The organism is Shewanella sp. SP2S2-6, assembly GCF_031931965.1.
In the GTDB taxonomy this organism is placed as follows: domain Bacteria; phylum Pseudomonadota; class Gammaproteobacteria; order Enterobacterales; family Shewanellaceae; genus Shewanella; species Shewanella baltica.
On sequence record NZ_JAUOEQ010000028.1, the window covers coordinates 44,830 to 60,170 of the forward strand.

Sequence of the window (15,341 nt, forward strand, 5' to 3'; positions counted from 1 at the left end):
GATTTTTTGCTGAAATGGCGATAGGTTGTAAGGAGAAAATCGATACTGTGATAGGAAGTCAAAATAGCGTATTCAGTGCGTTATCTAGTCGATTGATTTGTAAAGATTAGTCAGTAGTTAGTTGGATGCCGCACAAACTTGCAGAAGAGGTTACTGCTCGTTTGTGCGGCCTATTATGGCGTGATTTTAATTCAATGCAGCATTAGCAGGCACTTAACTGTTGGACTCTGCATTAATCTTAGGATCAGCCACTTGCGCTGTTTCTTCCGCTTGCGCGGTGTTTTTTTCTGAGTCTTGCAACAGCTCGTAAATCACATGATCCACAAAACCGGCACCGGCGGCTTCGTACAGGTTGTAAACACTGTGTACGCCGGACTCTCGAAGCGCCGCGGCATCGTCACTGTACTGCACAATCGCGCTGATCTTGCCTTGATAATCCAGTTTTTTGAGTTGCTCGACCGCAAACATATTTCCCGCGTGGTGCGGCATGGCCAGCAACACTAATTCAAGATTCGGTGCTCTGTCGAGCTTCTCCCAAAAGTCGGTATCCGAGGCATCACCTTGTACTACGTTGCGGCCCTTGGCTTTATGTAAGTCGACTATGTCTTGCTTGTGCTCAATGCCGAGAATTTCGCCGTCAAATTGCTCCCTGAGTTCATCGTAGGCGCCGCTACCAATGCGGCCCATGCCTAAGATTAAGAAGCGTGGATTGCCAATGGCGATCGGTCTGTCTTCTGGATGCAATGGGCGTTTTTCAAGCTTGATTAAACGCTGTTGGAATCGTTGATAGATGTTACCGACGGTAGCGTTAAGCGGCGCGGCGAGTAAAAAGCTAAAGCTTAATGCCACGGCGATGATCACTAGCCACTCGGGAGGTAACCAACCTTTATAGGTGGCGACGGCGGCGACAATCAAACCGAATTCACTGAAATTACCTAGGTTGAACGAGCCCAACATAGAGGTACGTGAACGCAGCTTAAAGCGGGTAAGAATATAAACAAACAGCAGGATTTTAAGTGGCACTAACAGCACTAACAGCGCCGCGAGTACGATATCCGATACCGTAGGTAAGCCGTTGAGCCCAATGGTTAAGAAGAAGGCGACGAGGAAGAGTTCTTTAAAATAGAACAGGGATTTTGCCAGCTCTGAGGACTTTTTGTGGCCCGCCAACAAGATACCTATGATCAGTGCGCCGAGATCGGGTTTCAGGCCAACAGATTCAAATAACCAAGCGCCAACCACAAGTGCCATCACTAGACCAAAAAGGACTAACAGTTCACCGTGGCCAACACGGTCGAAGGCTTTATAAATGAGCGGCTTAGCCAGTGGCAGTAAGAGTAATGCGAAGGCCCATACCGAAGGTACATCGCCTTTAGAAATTGTTAAAAACAGTACGGCGAAGATATCCTGCATAATCAAGATACCAATGGCAACCCGGCCGTAGAGTGATTGGACGTCGCCCTTATCTTCTAACACTTTGACCGCAAATACGGTACTGGAGAAGCTTAACGCGAAGGCGATTAACGTCAGTTGCTCAAGGTTAAGACTCGTGAGTTGGCTTAAACCCAGTAAGCCGAAGAGTTTCAGAATAGGCACAAAAACCACGATTGAGAGCACTAAGTGGACACTCGAACCCGCCCACACTTCGGCCTTGAACAGGCTACGAATATCGAGTTTTAAACCAATAGCAAACAGCAGCAAAGTCACGCCTAGGCTGGCGAGTTCTTGCAGCAATGGCAGGCTTTCTTTATCTATCCCGAGGACGAATAGTACAAAGCCCGCCACTAAGTAGCCGATGAGCGGTGGTAGTCCTATACGGCTGACGAGCATGCCGCAGATGAGTGTGATAATGAGGATACCGGGTTCCATGATGCTCCAATCTAAAAAGTCCAAAATTATGAGTGATTGTATAAGAAATCTATGACACTGGAACAAAAAAGCGGACTTTTAATGAAAAAAGTCCGCTTTCTATTGGTGTTGCGGCAAATACACTTGCCGGTTAAAACTGGCGCGGGTGAAATCGCTTTAGTGGTCTAAGTCTAAATCGTGACTATTTCACCAGATGATCTAAATGGGCGGCAAAATCTTTAGGGCCCATAAAACCAGTCACACGTAAATCTTCCCTTTGCTCACCTTGTTCGTTAAACATCAACAACGTAGGTAAACCGAGCACATTGTATTTTTCGAGTAAGGCCACATCGACCTTGTCACTCTTAGTCACATCGGCTTGCAGCAGCACGATTTTATTCATGCGGGCTAACACGTCTGCATCCTTAAAGGTGATGGCTTCAAACTCTTTACAGGCAACACACCAATCGGCATAGAGATCCAGCATCACAGGGTTACCTTGGGCGGCAGCGGCAGCGATTTCTTGCTCAAGATCTTCAATGGATTTAATCCGTTTAAAGCCATGGGCTTCTTCGGTCGTCGCCGCAGTGCCTACGGGATTGTGATTAAAACCAAAGTGGCCCATCACAGCTTGGAATCCGTAGGAGAAACTTGCCAGTAGCGTCAGAGTTAATAGCACTGAACGGACAGTTTGTTTCCAGTTGAAGGGACTGAGTTTGTTCTGATGCATCAAGTAGCCGGTGAAGCTCACGCCCCACAGTGACCAAAGCACATCGGATACCACGCCCGTCCAAATGCGGCCGAGCATTACGATAGACACAGCGATCAACAGGAAGCCGAAGATGGTCTTAATGATGTCCATCCAAGCGCCGGCTCTGGGTAATAATTTACCGCCCGAGGTGCCGATAATCAGCAGAGGTAAACCCATGCCCATACTGAGCACATACAGGGCTAAGAAGCCTTGGAGTAAGTCGCCGGTTTGCGCCACATAAACGAGTGCGCCCGACAGCGGCGCGGTAGTACAAGGTGATGCGACCAGACCTGAAATCACGCCCATCAAGAATACGCCAACTAAGTTGCCGCCTTTTTGATTGTTCGATACTGAGTTCATCTTCTCCTGCCAGCTCGATGGCAGTTTTAAATCGTACAGGCCAAACATAGATAAGCTGAGCACAAAGAACAGGATCGCCAGAACCACTAACACGGCCGGATGTTGCAATGCTGCTTGGTATTTCAGTCCCGCCGATGCAACCACTAACCCTAAGATTGAATAAGTGATTGCCATGCCTTGCACGTAAGCCATGGACAAGGTAAAGGCTTTCGCGGTTGAGAGTTTTTGCCCTTGGCCGACAATAATGCCTGACAAAATCGGGTACATAGGGAACACGCAAGGCGTTAATGCCAGACCGACACCTAGACCAAAGAAGATCACTAAGGTCCAAATCAGGCTGTCGTTTGACAGCATTTGGCTCAGGGTATCTTGCTGAGTAATAGGTTGGGTATTGGCTTTGTCGGCCGTGCTTGGCTCGTTACCGGCTGACTCAGTGCTTACTGGCTTTGCGGCGGCGGTCGATTCGCTCGCTTCGGCACCTGCGATTAAGCCATCGTTGGCGGCAATCGCTTTTAGCACCACGTCACGTTTGGTCGGTGGATAACACAACTTGCCTTCGGCGCAGCCCATAAAAGTGACGGTAAGCGTGGCATTTTCATCGGCCTGCTTTAACGCAACGGGAATATCCACATAGGTGTAATAGACTTCTTGCTCGCCAAAATACTCATCTTCATGGGGCTTGCCCTTGGGCAGCGCCACTGTGCCTAGCTCGGCGCCATTGACAGTAAACTTAAGCTTGTCGCGGTACATGTAGTAACCGTCGGCAATCACCCAATTGAGTTTGACCTGATTACCTTCTTGCTTGAAATCGAAGGCAAATGCTTGATCGACAGGCATCAATTCCGGTTCACTCTTCATGAAGTCGAATTTGTTACCGAAAACCCCTTCACTGTGCGCTAAGGGCGTGAGGAGCAATAAAGACGTGAAAATAAGGCTGAGTAGTTTTTTCATGGCTGAGTGTTGTCTTTTATCCAATCTAAGTAGGCTGGTAGCCCGTGAGTCACAGGCACGGCAATAATTTCTGGTACTTGATAAGGGTGAAGTCTAAGCACAAGTTGTTCTAACTCTGAATATCGACTTTGTAAACATTTAATCTGTAAGCTAAATTCTTGTTCTTCACAGATTTTCCCTTCCCAAGCATAAATTGAACGTATCGGGGCGGAGATATGAACACAAGCGGCAATACGCGACTCAACTAAAGCCCGAGCCAAGGTATTGGCTTGTACTTCATCGGGGCAGGTAGTGCTAACCATTAAATACTGATGCTGCATGGTATTAGGTATCGTCTCTTAAGAATCTTAAAGTTCGCTTAAGCCAACTGAGTTAGGCTACTTTACGTGTTTTAATGGTCTCATACATTAGCGCGTTAACAAAAGGGTGAGCTAAATATCAGTTGTTAAATCTGTTGCTCAATCAGAGGTTATTAGCCCCTTAGTCTGTCGCAATGCTTAGCCTGACTTGAATTAAGACCGGATAGTCCCCATTTAGTTTACACAGATAGTCAGATAAACCTGAGGTCGGTATGTTTTTCATTATATTTTTACTCTTTGTGCTGATCCCAGTAATAGAGCTGTCGGTGCTGATCCGTGTGGGTGAAGTGCTTGGCACTTGGACTACCATAGGCTTAGTGCTGTTTACCGCCGTGCTCGGGGTCTCTTTGGTTCGCAGCCAAGGTTTAAGCACCTTAATGCAAGTACAGCAAAAACTCGCTCGCGGTGAAGCGCCGGGGCAAGAAATCGTCGAAGGCATGATGTTAGCCATGGCGGGTATTTTACTGGTGATCCCCGGTTTTGTGACCGATGCCATTGGCCTATTATTGCTGACGCCATTCACCCGTCGTCCCATTGCTGCCTTGCTGTTTAAGCGCATGCAGTTGCGCGTTGTAGCGGGGTTACAGGGCGGAATGCACGGTGGCTTTCAAGCGGGTCAAGGTCCCTTTGGGCCTAAGCCGCAGGACCCATTTGGCCAAGCGCCGTTTGATGATAGCGTGAAGAAAGACGGTAATGTGTTTGAGGGCGACTTCGAACATAAAGTCGATCCAAGTGATATCAAGCCCGCGAGTCATCAGCTGCCTGATAAAGATCAGAATAAAGAACAAGGTAACACGCAGGATAAAGATCCTAAGCCTTAGTCTGTTATGGTTTAGCTAATCTGATTTACGCGTTTATTCGTTTGAGCTTCTACCCAAACCTCGCTTCAATACCAGCGGCCTTCAGAATTCTTCTGAGCTACGCCGCTGGTGCTTTTTTTCCACTCGTTATAAAAATTCCACTGAGTTGAGAAAGGCTTCTGCGGTGCGACGGTTTTGGCCGTTGTCATCATAGCTGGCGGTTAAAATCAGCAGGTGATTATTGTAGGCATAGGCATGCTGCACTAAGGTGCCGAGATCTTTACCCATATCCATACTGATCTCATAACCCCGCTGCCCGCCGTGTTCGATATAACCGCGCGTCAATTTCAGCTCATCTGTTCCCTGCATCTCTTTAAACTTTTTCGCTAGCGTGTTGGTGTCATCGAAGGAAAGCTCAGTAATGTCTTCCTCATCTATAGTTTCAAACTGGGAGCTGTAGGCGATAACGCTCAATACCAGCGGTTCTTGAGCTTGTTTTTGAGTGGTGATGGTTTCAACGCTGACCTGTCCCGAGTTTTTATGTAGCGCCTTAGGATTAGGTAACATGTGCACTTTCACGGGGACAGAAGTTAATACATGGGATTCGAGGGGTTTGACTGCATACCATTTTTGATACGCCATAAAAACGAGGCCGAGCAGCACAGCTAGCTTGATGAGCTTCATATAACTTCCTTATTTAATAATCACTTCCTTGAGCTTGTCGCTCGCCATCAAGTGTAAATGGCAAGTCAGATAAGCGCAACAGATCGCAATAGCTAGGGGGGACATGTATTAGAAATGACCAGCCAGCCACGAGTGACTGACCGGCCGCGCCGGGAAGCGTTTTTGGATCAATTGCGGAGCTAAAAAGTTGAGTGTTATTTGTTAGGTGACTCACCTCCTATCGCTGTCGCGTTAATATTGAATACTAGGCTGTACATCACAGGCAGTACTATGAGTGTTAGCAGTGAAGCAAAACCAAGACCGAAGATAATCGTAATCGCCATTGAACCAAAAAAGGCGTCTGAGATCAGTGGGATCATCCCGAGCATAGTGGTTATGGCTGCCATCATGACGGGGCGTACGCGGCTGACACAGGAATCGACCAAGGCGAAATAAGCGGGTTTACCTTCACTGAGTTCGAGGTTGATTTGATCGACCAAGACGATACCGTTTTTAATCACCATGCCCGACAAACTCAGCAGGCCGAGTAGCGCCATAAAGCTGAAAGGGGCGTCGAATAACAAGAGTCCCGCAGACACCCCAATCAGGGCTAAGGGCACAGTAAACCAGATCACTAAGGGCTGACGTACTGAGTTGAACAAGAATACAGTGATCAAGAACATCGCCAGATAACCCATAGGAATCGAGCTGAATACTGCGGTTTGTGCTTCGCCTGCGGTTTCAAATTCACCGCCCCATTCCAAGTGATAACCTGCGGGCAGGCTGATCGCTTCGACCTTGTCTTTCACTTTACGCAGCACAGAGTCGGCGGTTTCATCACTGCCAAGCTTAGGATCGGCCATCACAGCGAGCATACGCATGCGATCGCGGCGCATCACCAGCGGATTTTCCCACTCAGTGTTGAAGTTACTCACCACTTGGGTGGCTGGAACAAAGGTATTGTGTTCGCTACTCCAAATTTGCAGCTTCCATAGGCTGTCGGCTTGCAAACGTTCTTCGGCGGGCGCTCTGGCGACGATGGGCAACAAGTGGCTGGTTTCTCGGTATAAACCAATTTGCTTACCGCTAAAGTTAACCAATAGGGCATTGTCGAGATCTTGCTTACTGATCCCCGTTTCCCGCGCTTGGGCATTTTCCAGTTGCGGACGGATCAAGGGCACTTGATTACGCCAGTTGTGACGTATGCCATCCATGCTCGGTTCGGCGTGGAAAATGGCCTCGGCTTGGGCGCCTAAAGCGCGCAGCACTTCAGGATTGTCACCGTAGAAGCGTGCCTCAATTTTGGCTGCGGGCGATGGGCCGTTTTCCATATTTTTTAAGCGATATTGTGCCTGTGGGAAACGTTGATTTAACAAGGTTTCTAACTCTGGCATATAGGCTTTAACGGCGGCTAGATCTTGCATTTCGACGATCAACTGGGCAAAGGCGGGATAGCCTTTTTCTGGCTGATAGGGCAGGACGAAACGCTGCGAGCCTTGCCCGATAACGCTGGTTAAGTGTTTTAGCCCAATATCTTTTTGCTCGTTCTGTTGCAGTAACTGGCGCTCAATATCGGCAGTAAAACGTTCGGTCGCCTTAATGTCCGTGCCCTCTGGCATCCAGATATCCACAAAGAAAATCGGCGTGTTAGAGGCAGGGAAGAACACATTCTTGATATGACCAAAGCCCACCACAGCGCTGAACAGCATGGCGACAACCAGCAGAATACTCACCAGTCTAAAGCGCAGCGCTAGGGTTAAACTTGCGCGATATAAGCTGAAGAACCAGCCCTTGTAAGGGTCTTGGGCTTCTTCGTCGCTCGGCGCATCCTTAAATAACAGATGGCAGAAGAACGGCGTTAAGGTGATGGCGGTGATCCAGCTGATAAACAGCGAAATCATCAATACTTGGAATAAAGAGCGGCAGAACTCACCGGCGGCATTTTGCGATAAGCCAATGGGCGCAAAGGCAATAATGGCAATGACAGTCGCGCCTAAGAGCGGCCACTGGGTTTGATCCACAATTTGCTTCGCCGCTTCGAGGCGCGTTTTACCACGGCGCAGGCCAATTAAAATACCTTCAGTGACCACAATCGCGTTATCGACCAACATGCCGAGGGCGATAATGAGTGCGCCGAGGGAGATGAGTTGCAGCTCAATCCCCAGCACTTTCATCACGATAAAGGTACCCAGAATCGTCAGCAGTAAGATCAGGCCCATCAACATACCCGAGCGCAGCCCCATAAATAGCAGGAGCACGGCGATCACGATAGCAATCGATTCTAATAAGTTGATTAAGAAGCCATTGACTGTCTCATCGACCGCCTGACTCTGGTTGTAAACCGTTGCTAAATTCATGCCGATTGGGCGTTGGGATTCAAGCTCGGCTAAACGGTCACTGACCTTTTGTCCGACTTCGACCACGTTCACGCCACTAGAGAAAGAAATCCCCAGTGATAACGCCGCTTCGCCCTTATTGTGGTAAAGCACATTCGGGGTTTCGTCGTAATCCTTTTCAATATTAGCAATGTCGCCAAGGTAAATTAGCTCAGTGCTACCCGGTGGGCTCACAATCAAGCGCGCCAGATCCTGCACATTGCTAAATTCGCCCGTGGGATGAATGCGAATACGGTTATCGCCAATCACTAAGCTGCCCGCGTTGGAGACCACGTTTTGATTGTTCACTAAACCATAGATATAGCTTTGATCTAATCCTAGTGCCGACAGCTTTTGCTGGGAGATTTCAATCACGACTTGCTCGGTGACACTGCCTGCAACCGAGACCTTTTTAACCCCGGGCACGAGCACGAGTTCACGGCGCAGATAGTCGGCGTAATTGCTCAACTCGCGGTTGCTGTAATCAGGTCCCGAAAGGTTAAATAAAATGCCATACACATCGCCAAAGTCGTCCATCACCTGCGGCGCGGTTGTACCCGGAGGCAAGTTGCCCGCCGTGTCGTTGACCTTACGACGCACTTCATCCCACACCTGTGGCAGGGTGGTTTTGTCGTAGCTTTCTTTAATCTCGATTTGGATTTGTGACAGGCCCGCACTGTTAATCGAGGTCACATGCTTAATGGCATCGAGTTGCTGCAGGGCATCTTCGAGCGGCAGTGTGACTTCTTCTTCAACTTGTTCAGGTGATGCGCCGGGGTAAGCCGTGATCACTAAAGCTTCTTTAATGGTGAATTCGGGAAACTCTAATTGCCCCAAACCGGTAAAACTCACGCCGCCACCCACGAGTAGCAGCAACACAAACATCCAACTGATGACTTTGTGGCGTATCGAATACTCTGCAATGTTCATCAATTACACTCCACGCTGCCAGCGAAGTGGTTTGACTTTCATGCCCGCGGATAATTGAGACACCCCAGCGCTGACGATAAGATCGCCCTTGTTGACGCCCGTTAAAATCTCAACACCTTGATTACTCACGCGTCCTAGCGTCACCATCGTCGGTTTTACTTCACCCGATTGCGCTTGATAAATCCACACTTGCACTTGGCCATCTTGGTCGCGCTTATCGATAGCGGTCACTGGCACTACCGTTGACGCAAGGGCACTAGGATCTTTGACTAAGGCTAAGGTCAACTCGGCACTCATTCCTGGAAGTAACTGAATATCTTGAGGTTGAGGTAACGAAAATACCACTTCATAGGCTTGAGTACCTGGCGTGACTTGAGTCGAGTATTCCTTAAATTTGGCATCGAAACTTTGCTCAGGGAAGGCACTAAAACGCACCTTAGCTGCAAAGTGAGCTTGATCGGTATATTGCTTCAAACCCGCCGCCATCGACTCGGGAACTTGAATGCTAATATCGAGCAAATTATTGTTTTGTAATGTTAATACCCCTTGGTTTGCTTGCACTATTTGGTGGTTATCCACTAAACGTTTGGCGACTGTACCGCTAAAAGGCGCCGTTAAACGGGTGTAACTCAGTTGATCGCGTGCAGCGGCTAAGGCGGCGGTGGCCGATTTGAGTTGCGCTTGAGTGCTATCAAACTCAGATTGTGAAATCAGCTTGCGATTGAGTAGCTCGACTTTACGTTTAAAGTCAGCGGCTAACAGTTCATGCTCCGCCTCGCGGGTCATTAAATTATTGTGGGCGTCCCTGTTATCAAGTTTTGCGAGTAAGCTACCTTGAGCGACTCTTTGGCCTTCGACTAATGTTAGTTCGGTTAATTGCCCTGAAATACGGAACGACAATTCGGCGCGGCTATTGGCGGCAACGCGGGCAGGAAAGGTTCTAAAATCTCCAGCTTCTACGTTGAGCACTTCAAACAGTTTAACCGGACGGACAGTGTCCACTTGTACTGAACTTTCCGCAGGCGAACAACCACTGAGCAGGGCTGGAAGCAGCATAGCCAGTGGCAAGAGTCGATATGATTTCATGGTGGCGATTTCCTAGTTAACAAGTTGTCAGCATTTCTGGTCGCGAAGATACCAGCTAAAGTAGTTGCAATAAACGGGATACTTTGGGATTATCAGTCCCACATAATGAGATTGAACTTAAGGTCAAAATGAAGACAGAGGACTTAGCGTTATTCCACCGAATTGCTGAAACCGGTAGTTTGATTGAAGCGGCTGATTTACTTAACTTACCCAAATCGACCGTGAGTCGACGTTTGCAAGCCTTGGAAGATGAGCTGAATATTAAATTGTTCCACCGCCAGAGCCGCTCCATGACGCTCACCTCTGCGGGCAGCCATTTCTACCAGCGCTCGCAAAACATTCTGGCCCAGCTCGATGAAACTCTATTTGAAATGACCAATGATGATGCTGAGATCAGTGGCCATCTGCGCATTCAAATGTTCCCTATCCACAGCATGAAAATCTTGATGCAAGCCATTTTCCGCTTTATGGATATGCACCCCAAACTCACCTTAGAAGTCATCAGCAGTTCAGAATCCGTTGATATGGTGAAACATAATCTCGATGTGGCCTTTGTAGTCGAGCCTGCGTTGGATACCTTAGATTTAGTGGTGCGGCCAATTTTTACCACTGACTTACGTTTTTACGCCAGTCCGCAATATTTAGCGGCACACGGTACACCTAAAACACCGAAAGAGATTGAAGCGCATAATGTGTCTATGTTCCGTTTATCCAACGGCAAAATTTTTAATGAGTTATTTATCGGTTCAGAACAAGAGGTGAGAGTTAGAGGCAATTTCTGCTCGAACAGTATTGAAGTGGCGGTAGAGTTTGGATTGCAAGGACGCGGTATCGTGTATGCACCTTCTGAAGTCGTTGCCGAATATGTGGAAACTGGTGAGTTAGTGACCTTATTACCTGAAATCCAACCCCACCAAGGTGAGTGCTTCTTAGCTTATCCATCAAGACGTTACGTAAGTTTAGCCAGTCGGCGCTTTATCGACTATATCATGCAAGAGTTAGTGCCAAACGGGGTGCCGACTAATATGAGTGAGCAAGGCCCACGTCGATCCTGCAAAGCCTCTACGGGAGCGTTTTCAGACGACGTGTTGCGCTTTCCCGTTAAAAAATCAAGCTAGCTTACCCCTCGCTAATGGCGTTTGCGGTCGTGATCTTTGTGGGCTCACAGATCCGCTGCGCCAGCCAGTAACAGGCAATTCCCATCAAAATATTGGTCACAGGTAGCGCGAGCAGCAGGCCTTTAACGTCACCTATATACGATCCCAAGGCTGCTAGCGGCAGCATAAGCAGCACTAAGCGGCACAGATTGATGACTAATGAACTCATAGGCCTGTGGTAGGCATTGAGCGAGGTCGCGACAATAATCACTATACCCAAAGGTCCGTAGGCACAGGGCAGCACTAAGATATAAAAACTCAGCCACTCGATAACCTGCGGATCGGTACTGAATAAATGCGCGATAGGCTCGGCTAAAAAGATCAGTGGGATATAGAGTAAGGTTTGGAAAATAAAGATAAATTTTATCGATAATAGCAGGGCTTCTTTTGCTCTGTGTGGCTGTCCTGCCCCTAAGTTTTGCGCAATAAAGGGCATTAAACTCGACGACAGTGCCATCACTACTATTAATAGCACTGACTCTAACCGAGTACCGGCACCAAAGGCTGCTACGGCGCTGTGATCGATATGCGCCAACATGGCCATAATAATGGCATTGGCTAGTGGATTGATTAAATTCATCAAGGCGGCGGGTTGTGCGATATGGGCTAATTTGCTCCAGTTCGCGCGCATTCTGTCTATGTCAAACACTGTCCATTCGAGCATTTTGCGCCTGACAATCAACAAATATCCCGACAAAGATAAGGCAATCAACCAAGCGAACAGGGTTGCAATTGCGGCGCCTTGGATTTCTAAGCGCGGAAACGGCCCAATACCAAAAATCAACAAAGGATCGAGGATAAGATTGATGATTGCCGCCAGCGCCATAATCATCGCTGGCGAGCGAGTATCGCCGGTGGAACGCAAACCTTGATTGCCCACCATCAACAACACCAGCAGCGGCGCGCTGACATACCAGTAAATCATATAGTCGTGGATCAGCGGCAAGCTGTCATCATTTGCCCCAAGTAAGCGAAACAGTGGCTCGATAAAAATGCTACCCAGTGCAGCTAAACTGGCGATCAAACCAAAGGTGAGTAATAAGGCATCATGCAAGAAGACTTTGGCCTTGTGGGCATTACCCGAACCGATAAGTCGGCCTAAATTAGTCGAGACACCAGCGCCAATACCAATGGCGATACTCGAGATCACTAAGGTCACTGGAAAGGTAAAACTGATGGCGGCTAAGGCTTCGGTGCCCAATTGGCTGATAAAAAAAGTGTCAGCGAGGCTGAAACCTAGAATGGTCATAATGCCAATTAAGTTGGGGAGGCTCATGTTGAGCAGTACACGACCAATTGGCGCTGTTAGCAGCCCGTGTCTGTCTTTCATGGAAAAATAGTGCCTTGTTAGCGAGCGGAGGCGAGATTCTAGCAGGATTGTGCCGACTTGAAAAAACCGACATCAAAAAATTGAAGTTTTTTTTGTAAATGCCCTTGGATCTCGACACTATCAGCCCCATATCTCAGACAGCAAAAGAGCAGACCGACGTGTCTGTTTTTTTAATCACAAATAGGCTCGATTGTAGGGCATCAAATCATTAGGAGAGTTCATAGATGAATATTCGTCCATTACATGACCGCGTAATCGTTAAGCGTCTAGAAGTTGAATCAACATCAGCGGGTGGCATAGTACTGACCGGTAGCGCCGCTGAAAAATCAACTCGCGGTGAAATCCTTGCTGTGGGCAATGGCCGTATTTTAGAAAATGGCACAGTTAAGCCACTGGATGTCAAAGTGGGTGACGTGGTGATCTTCAACGAAGGTTACGGCGTTAAGAAAGAAAAAATCGACGGTCAAGAAGTCTTGATCCTGTCGGAAGCTGACCTGATGGCAGTAGTGGGTTAATCCTCAGCATCAATTCGACATTCCAATTAATCATTAAAAATTTAAAGGATAATCAAGATGGCAGCTAAAGAAGTTGTATTTGGTAATGACGCTCGCGTAAGAATGCTGGCTGGCGTAAACATTCTCGCAAACGCAGTTAAAGTGACCTTAGGCCCTAAAGGCCGTAATGTGGTATTAGACAAGAGCTTCGGCTCACCACTGATCACTAAAGACGGTGTGTCTGTTGCCAAAGAAATCGAGTTAGAAGACAAATTCGAAAACATGGGCGCGCAAATGGTGAAAGAAGTTGCTTCTAAAGCCAACGACGCCGCCGGTGATGGTACTACTACTGCAACTGTACTGGCTCAAGCTATTGTAGTTGAAGGCTTAAAAGCCGTTGCAGCCGGTATGAACCCAATGGATCTGAAGCGCGGTATCGACAAAGCCGTTATCGCTGCTGTTGCTGAATTAAAAGCCTTATCACAACCTTGTGCAGATTCAAAAGCGATTGCCCAAGTTGCGACTATCTCTGCAAACTCTGACGAATCTATCGGCGAAATCATCGCAACTGCGATGGAAAAAGTTGGCAAAGAAGGCGTGATCACAGTTGAAGAAGGCCAAGCGTTAGAAAACGAATTGGACGTAGTAGAAGGTATGCAGTTTGACCGTGGCTACCTGTCTCCATACTTCATCAACAAGCCAGAAACCGGCAGCGTTGAGTTAGATCACCCATTCGTACTGTTAGTAGACAAGAAAATCTCTAACATTCGCGAACTGTTACCTATCCTTGAAGGTCTGGCAAAAACCGGTAAGCCACTGCTTATCGTTGCTGAAGACGTTGAAGGCGAAGCATTAGCAACATTAGTTGTGAACAACATGCGCGGTATCGTGAAAGTGGCTGCCGTTAAAGCACCTGGCTTTGGCGATCGTCGTAAGGCAATGCTGCAAGACGTAGCAATCCTGACTGGCGGTACTGTAATTGCTGAAGAAATCGGCCTAGAGCTTGAAAAAGCAACGTTGGAAGATTTAGGTACAGCTAAGCGTGTTGTGATCACTAAAGACAACACCACCATCATCGATGGTAACGGTGAGCAAACACAAATTGCTGCTCGTGTAAGCCAAATCAAACAACAAGTTGAAGAATCAACTTCTGACTACGACAAAGAAAAACTGCAAGAGCGTATGGCTAAACTAGCTGGCGGCGTAGCAGTGATTAAAGTTGGCGCAGCGACTGAAGTTGAAATGAAAGAGAAAAAAGCCCGCGTTGAAGATGCTCTGCATGCAACTCGCGCTGCGGTAGAAGAAGGCGTGGTTCCTGGCGGCGGTGTTGCTCTGGTTCGCGTAGCTTCTAAGATCGCTGAAGTTGAAGTATTAAACGAAGACCAAAAACACGGTGTGGTTATCGCACTGCGTGCAATGGAAGCGCCACTGCGTCAAATCGCCACTAACGCGGGTGAAGAAGCGTCAGTTGTTGCTAACACAGTGAAGAACGGTAGCGGTAACTTCGGTTACAACGCCGGTAACGACACTTACGGTGACATGCTAGAAATGGGTATCCTTGACCCAACTAAAGTGACCCGTTGTGCATTGCAATTTGCTGCGTCAATCGCAGGTCTGATGATCACTACAGAAGCTATGGTTGCTGAAATTCCACAAAATGCTAGCCAAGATATGGGCGGTATGGGTGGCATGGGCGGAATGGGCGGCATGATGTAATTTTTGCTGGTCTAAAACGTTGATTACGGCGTTGCTGCTCGCTCACATACACACAACGTATGCTACGCTCACAGCGCCTTGTACTGAACGTTTTATCCTGCGTAAAAACATCTGCGGTCTTTAGCTTAAACCTAAATTCTTGTAAAAAAAATGAAAACCCCGACTCGGGTAACTGAGTCGGGGTTTTGTTTTCTTGGTCTAACGACGTGAGTAAGTTTCTGGTGTACTTACCTACACTTTTTTTGGGTTTTAAGCACTGAAATTGTTGCTGAAAGTGTAACATCGTATACTTTTGCTGGTGGTTAGATGGTCCCATCTTTCAACTTTGTTAGTCATTGCGGCCTAACGGCCGAGGTGAATCAAAGTCGTGGGGCTTCACCCCCCAGATTCTTAATCAAGAGTCGACCAAGGAGGACTGCTCGTCTTATCCTCCTTGCCTATTGTTTTCACATCAGCCAAGACGCCCCTAACGGAGTTGAAAGCCCCTTGAGCATTTAGCGTCCTTGATTCGACTGACGCTA

At 47.9% G+C, this 15,341-nt stretch carries 11 protein-coding genes; 4 read left to right on the forward strand and 7 right to left on the reverse strand.

What is annotated here, in order from left to right; translation table 11 throughout:
- Positions 1–213 precede the first annotated feature (213 nt).
- From Q4Q57_RS16665 to cutA, 3 genes are all read right to left on the reverse strand, one after another.
- On the reverse strand, positions 214–1,869 hold the full coding sequence (locus tag Q4Q57_RS16665; protein ID WP_311891443.1) for a cation:proton antiporter family protein: 1,656 nt from the start codon (positions 1,867–1,869) through the stop codon (positions 214–216).
- Between the two features lie 181 nt (positions 1,870–2,050).
- Positions 2,051–3,910 carry a protein-disulfide reductase DsbD gene (locus Q4Q57_RS16670; RefSeq protein ID WP_311891444.1) on the reverse strand — a complete coding sequence of 620 codons (1,860 nt, stop codon included), beginning with the start codon at positions 3,908–3,910 and terminating at the stop codon, positions 2,051–2,053.
- A complete protein-coding gene (gene cutA / locus Q4Q57_RS16675) occupies positions 3,907–4,230 on the reverse strand; it encodes a divalent-cation tolerance protein CutA (RefSeq protein WP_012088202.1) in 324 nt (107 codons plus the stop codon). The genes Q4Q57_RS16670 and cutA overlap by 4 nt, the downstream gene beginning before the upstream one ends.
- Positions 4,231–4,481: 251 nt before the next feature.
- On the opposite strand from cutA, the gene Q4Q57_RS16680 reads away from it, so the two are divergent.
- A complete protein-coding gene (locus tag Q4Q57_RS16680; protein ID WP_011847864.1) occupies positions 4,482–5,090 on the forward strand; it encodes an FxsA family protein in 609 nt (202 codons plus the stop codon).
- A gap of 126 nt (positions 5,091–5,216) precedes the next feature.
- Here the strand turns inward: Q4Q57_RS16680 and Q4Q57_RS16685 are convergent, their stop codons facing one another.
- From Q4Q57_RS16685 to Q4Q57_RS16695, 3 genes are all read right to left on the reverse strand, one after another.
- Entirely contained in the window at positions 5,217–5,753 is a 537-nt protein-coding gene (locus Q4Q57_RS16685) for a hypothetical protein (RefSeq protein WP_012088204.1), read from the reverse strand.
- A gap of 194 nt (positions 5,754–5,947) precedes the next feature.
- Positions 5,948–9,037, reverse strand: coding sequence for an efflux RND transporter permease subunit (locus tag Q4Q57_RS16690; protein WP_311891445.1), 3,090 nt, complete (start codon positions 9,035–9,037; stop codon positions 5,948–5,950).
- Positions 9,038–9,040: 3 nt separating this feature from the next.
- Entirely contained in the window at positions 9,041–10,123 is a 1,083-nt protein-coding gene (locus Q4Q57_RS16695) for an efflux RND transporter periplasmic adaptor subunit (RefSeq protein WP_311891446.1), read from the reverse strand.
- 128 nt (positions 10,124–10,251) lie between these two features.
- Here Q4Q57_RS16695 and Q4Q57_RS16700 point away from each other — a divergent pair, with 128 nt between their 5' ends.
- On the forward strand, positions 10,252–11,241 hold the full coding sequence (locus Q4Q57_RS16700) for a LysR family transcriptional regulator (RefSeq protein ID WP_006086115.1): 990 nt from the start codon (positions 10,252–10,254) through the stop codon (positions 11,239–11,241).
- Position 11,242: 1 nt separating this feature from the next.
- Here Q4Q57_RS16700 and Q4Q57_RS16705 read toward each other — a convergent pair whose 3' ends face one another.
- Positions 11,243–12,610, reverse strand: coding sequence for an MATE family efflux transporter (locus Q4Q57_RS16705; protein ID WP_311891447.1), 1,368 nt, complete (start codon positions 12,608–12,610; stop codon positions 11,243–11,245).
- Positions 12,611–12,834: 224 nt separating this feature from the next.
- Between Q4Q57_RS16705 and Q4Q57_RS16710 the strand changes: the two genes are divergently transcribed.
- Together Q4Q57_RS16710 and groL are read left to right on the forward strand one after the other, a co-directional pair.
- Positions 12,835–13,125 carry a co-chaperone GroES gene (locus Q4Q57_RS16710; protein ID WP_006086113.1) on the forward strand — a complete coding sequence of 97 codons (291 nt, stop codon included), beginning with the start codon at positions 12,835–12,837 and terminating at the stop codon, positions 13,123–13,125.
- Positions 13,126–13,182: 57 nt separating this feature from the next.
- Entirely contained in the window at positions 13,183–14,820 is a 1,638-nt protein-coding gene (groL, locus tag Q4Q57_RS16715) for a chaperonin GroEL (RefSeq protein WP_011847850.1), read from the forward strand.
- Positions 14,821–15,341: the final 521 nt, after the last annotated feature.

Bases quoted from the DNA above. Each gene is read 5' to 3' on its own strand.
- Q4Q57_RS16690 (WP_311891445.1), bottom strand. From the start codon at position 9,037: ATGAACATTGCAGAGTATTCGATACGCCACAAAGTCATCAGTTGGATG.
- Q4Q57_RS16685 (WP_012088204.1), bottom strand. From the start codon at position 5,753: ATGAAGCTCATCAAGCTAGCTGTGCTGCTCGGCCTCGTTTTTATGGCG.
- Q4Q57_RS16665 (WP_311891443.1), bottom strand. From the start codon at position 1,869: ATGGAACCCGGTATCCTCATTATCACACTCATCTGCGGCATGCTCGTC.
- Q4Q57_RS16710 (WP_006086113.1), top strand. From the start codon at position 12,835: ATGAATATTCGTCCATTACATGACCGCGTAATCGTTAAGCGTCTAGAA.
- cutA (WP_012088202.1), bottom strand. From the start codon at position 4,230: ATGCAGCATCAGTATTTAATGGTTAGCACTACCTGCCCCGATGAAGTA.
- Q4Q57_RS16695 (WP_311891446.1), bottom strand. From the start codon at position 10,123: ATGAAATCATATCGACTCTTGCCACTGGCTATGCTGCTTCCAGCCCTG.
- Q4Q57_RS16700 (WP_006086115.1), top strand. From the start codon at position 10,252: ATGAAGACAGAGGACTTAGCGTTATTCCACCGAATTGCTGAAACCGGT.
- Q4Q57_RS16670 (WP_311891444.1), bottom strand. From the start codon at position 3,910: ATGAAAAAACTACTCAGCCTTATTTTCACGTCTTTATTGCTCCTCACG.
- Q4Q57_RS16705 (WP_311891447.1), bottom strand. From the start codon at position 12,610: ATGAAAGACAGACACGGGCTGCTAACAGCGCCAATTGGTCGTGTACTG.
- Q4Q57_RS16680 (WP_011847864.1), top strand. From the start codon at position 4,482: ATGTTTTTCATTATATTTTTACTCTTTGTGCTGATCCCAGTAATAGAG.
- groL (WP_011847850.1), top strand. From the start codon at position 13,183: ATGGCAGCTAAAGAAGTTGTATTTGGTAATGACGCTCGCGTAAGAATG.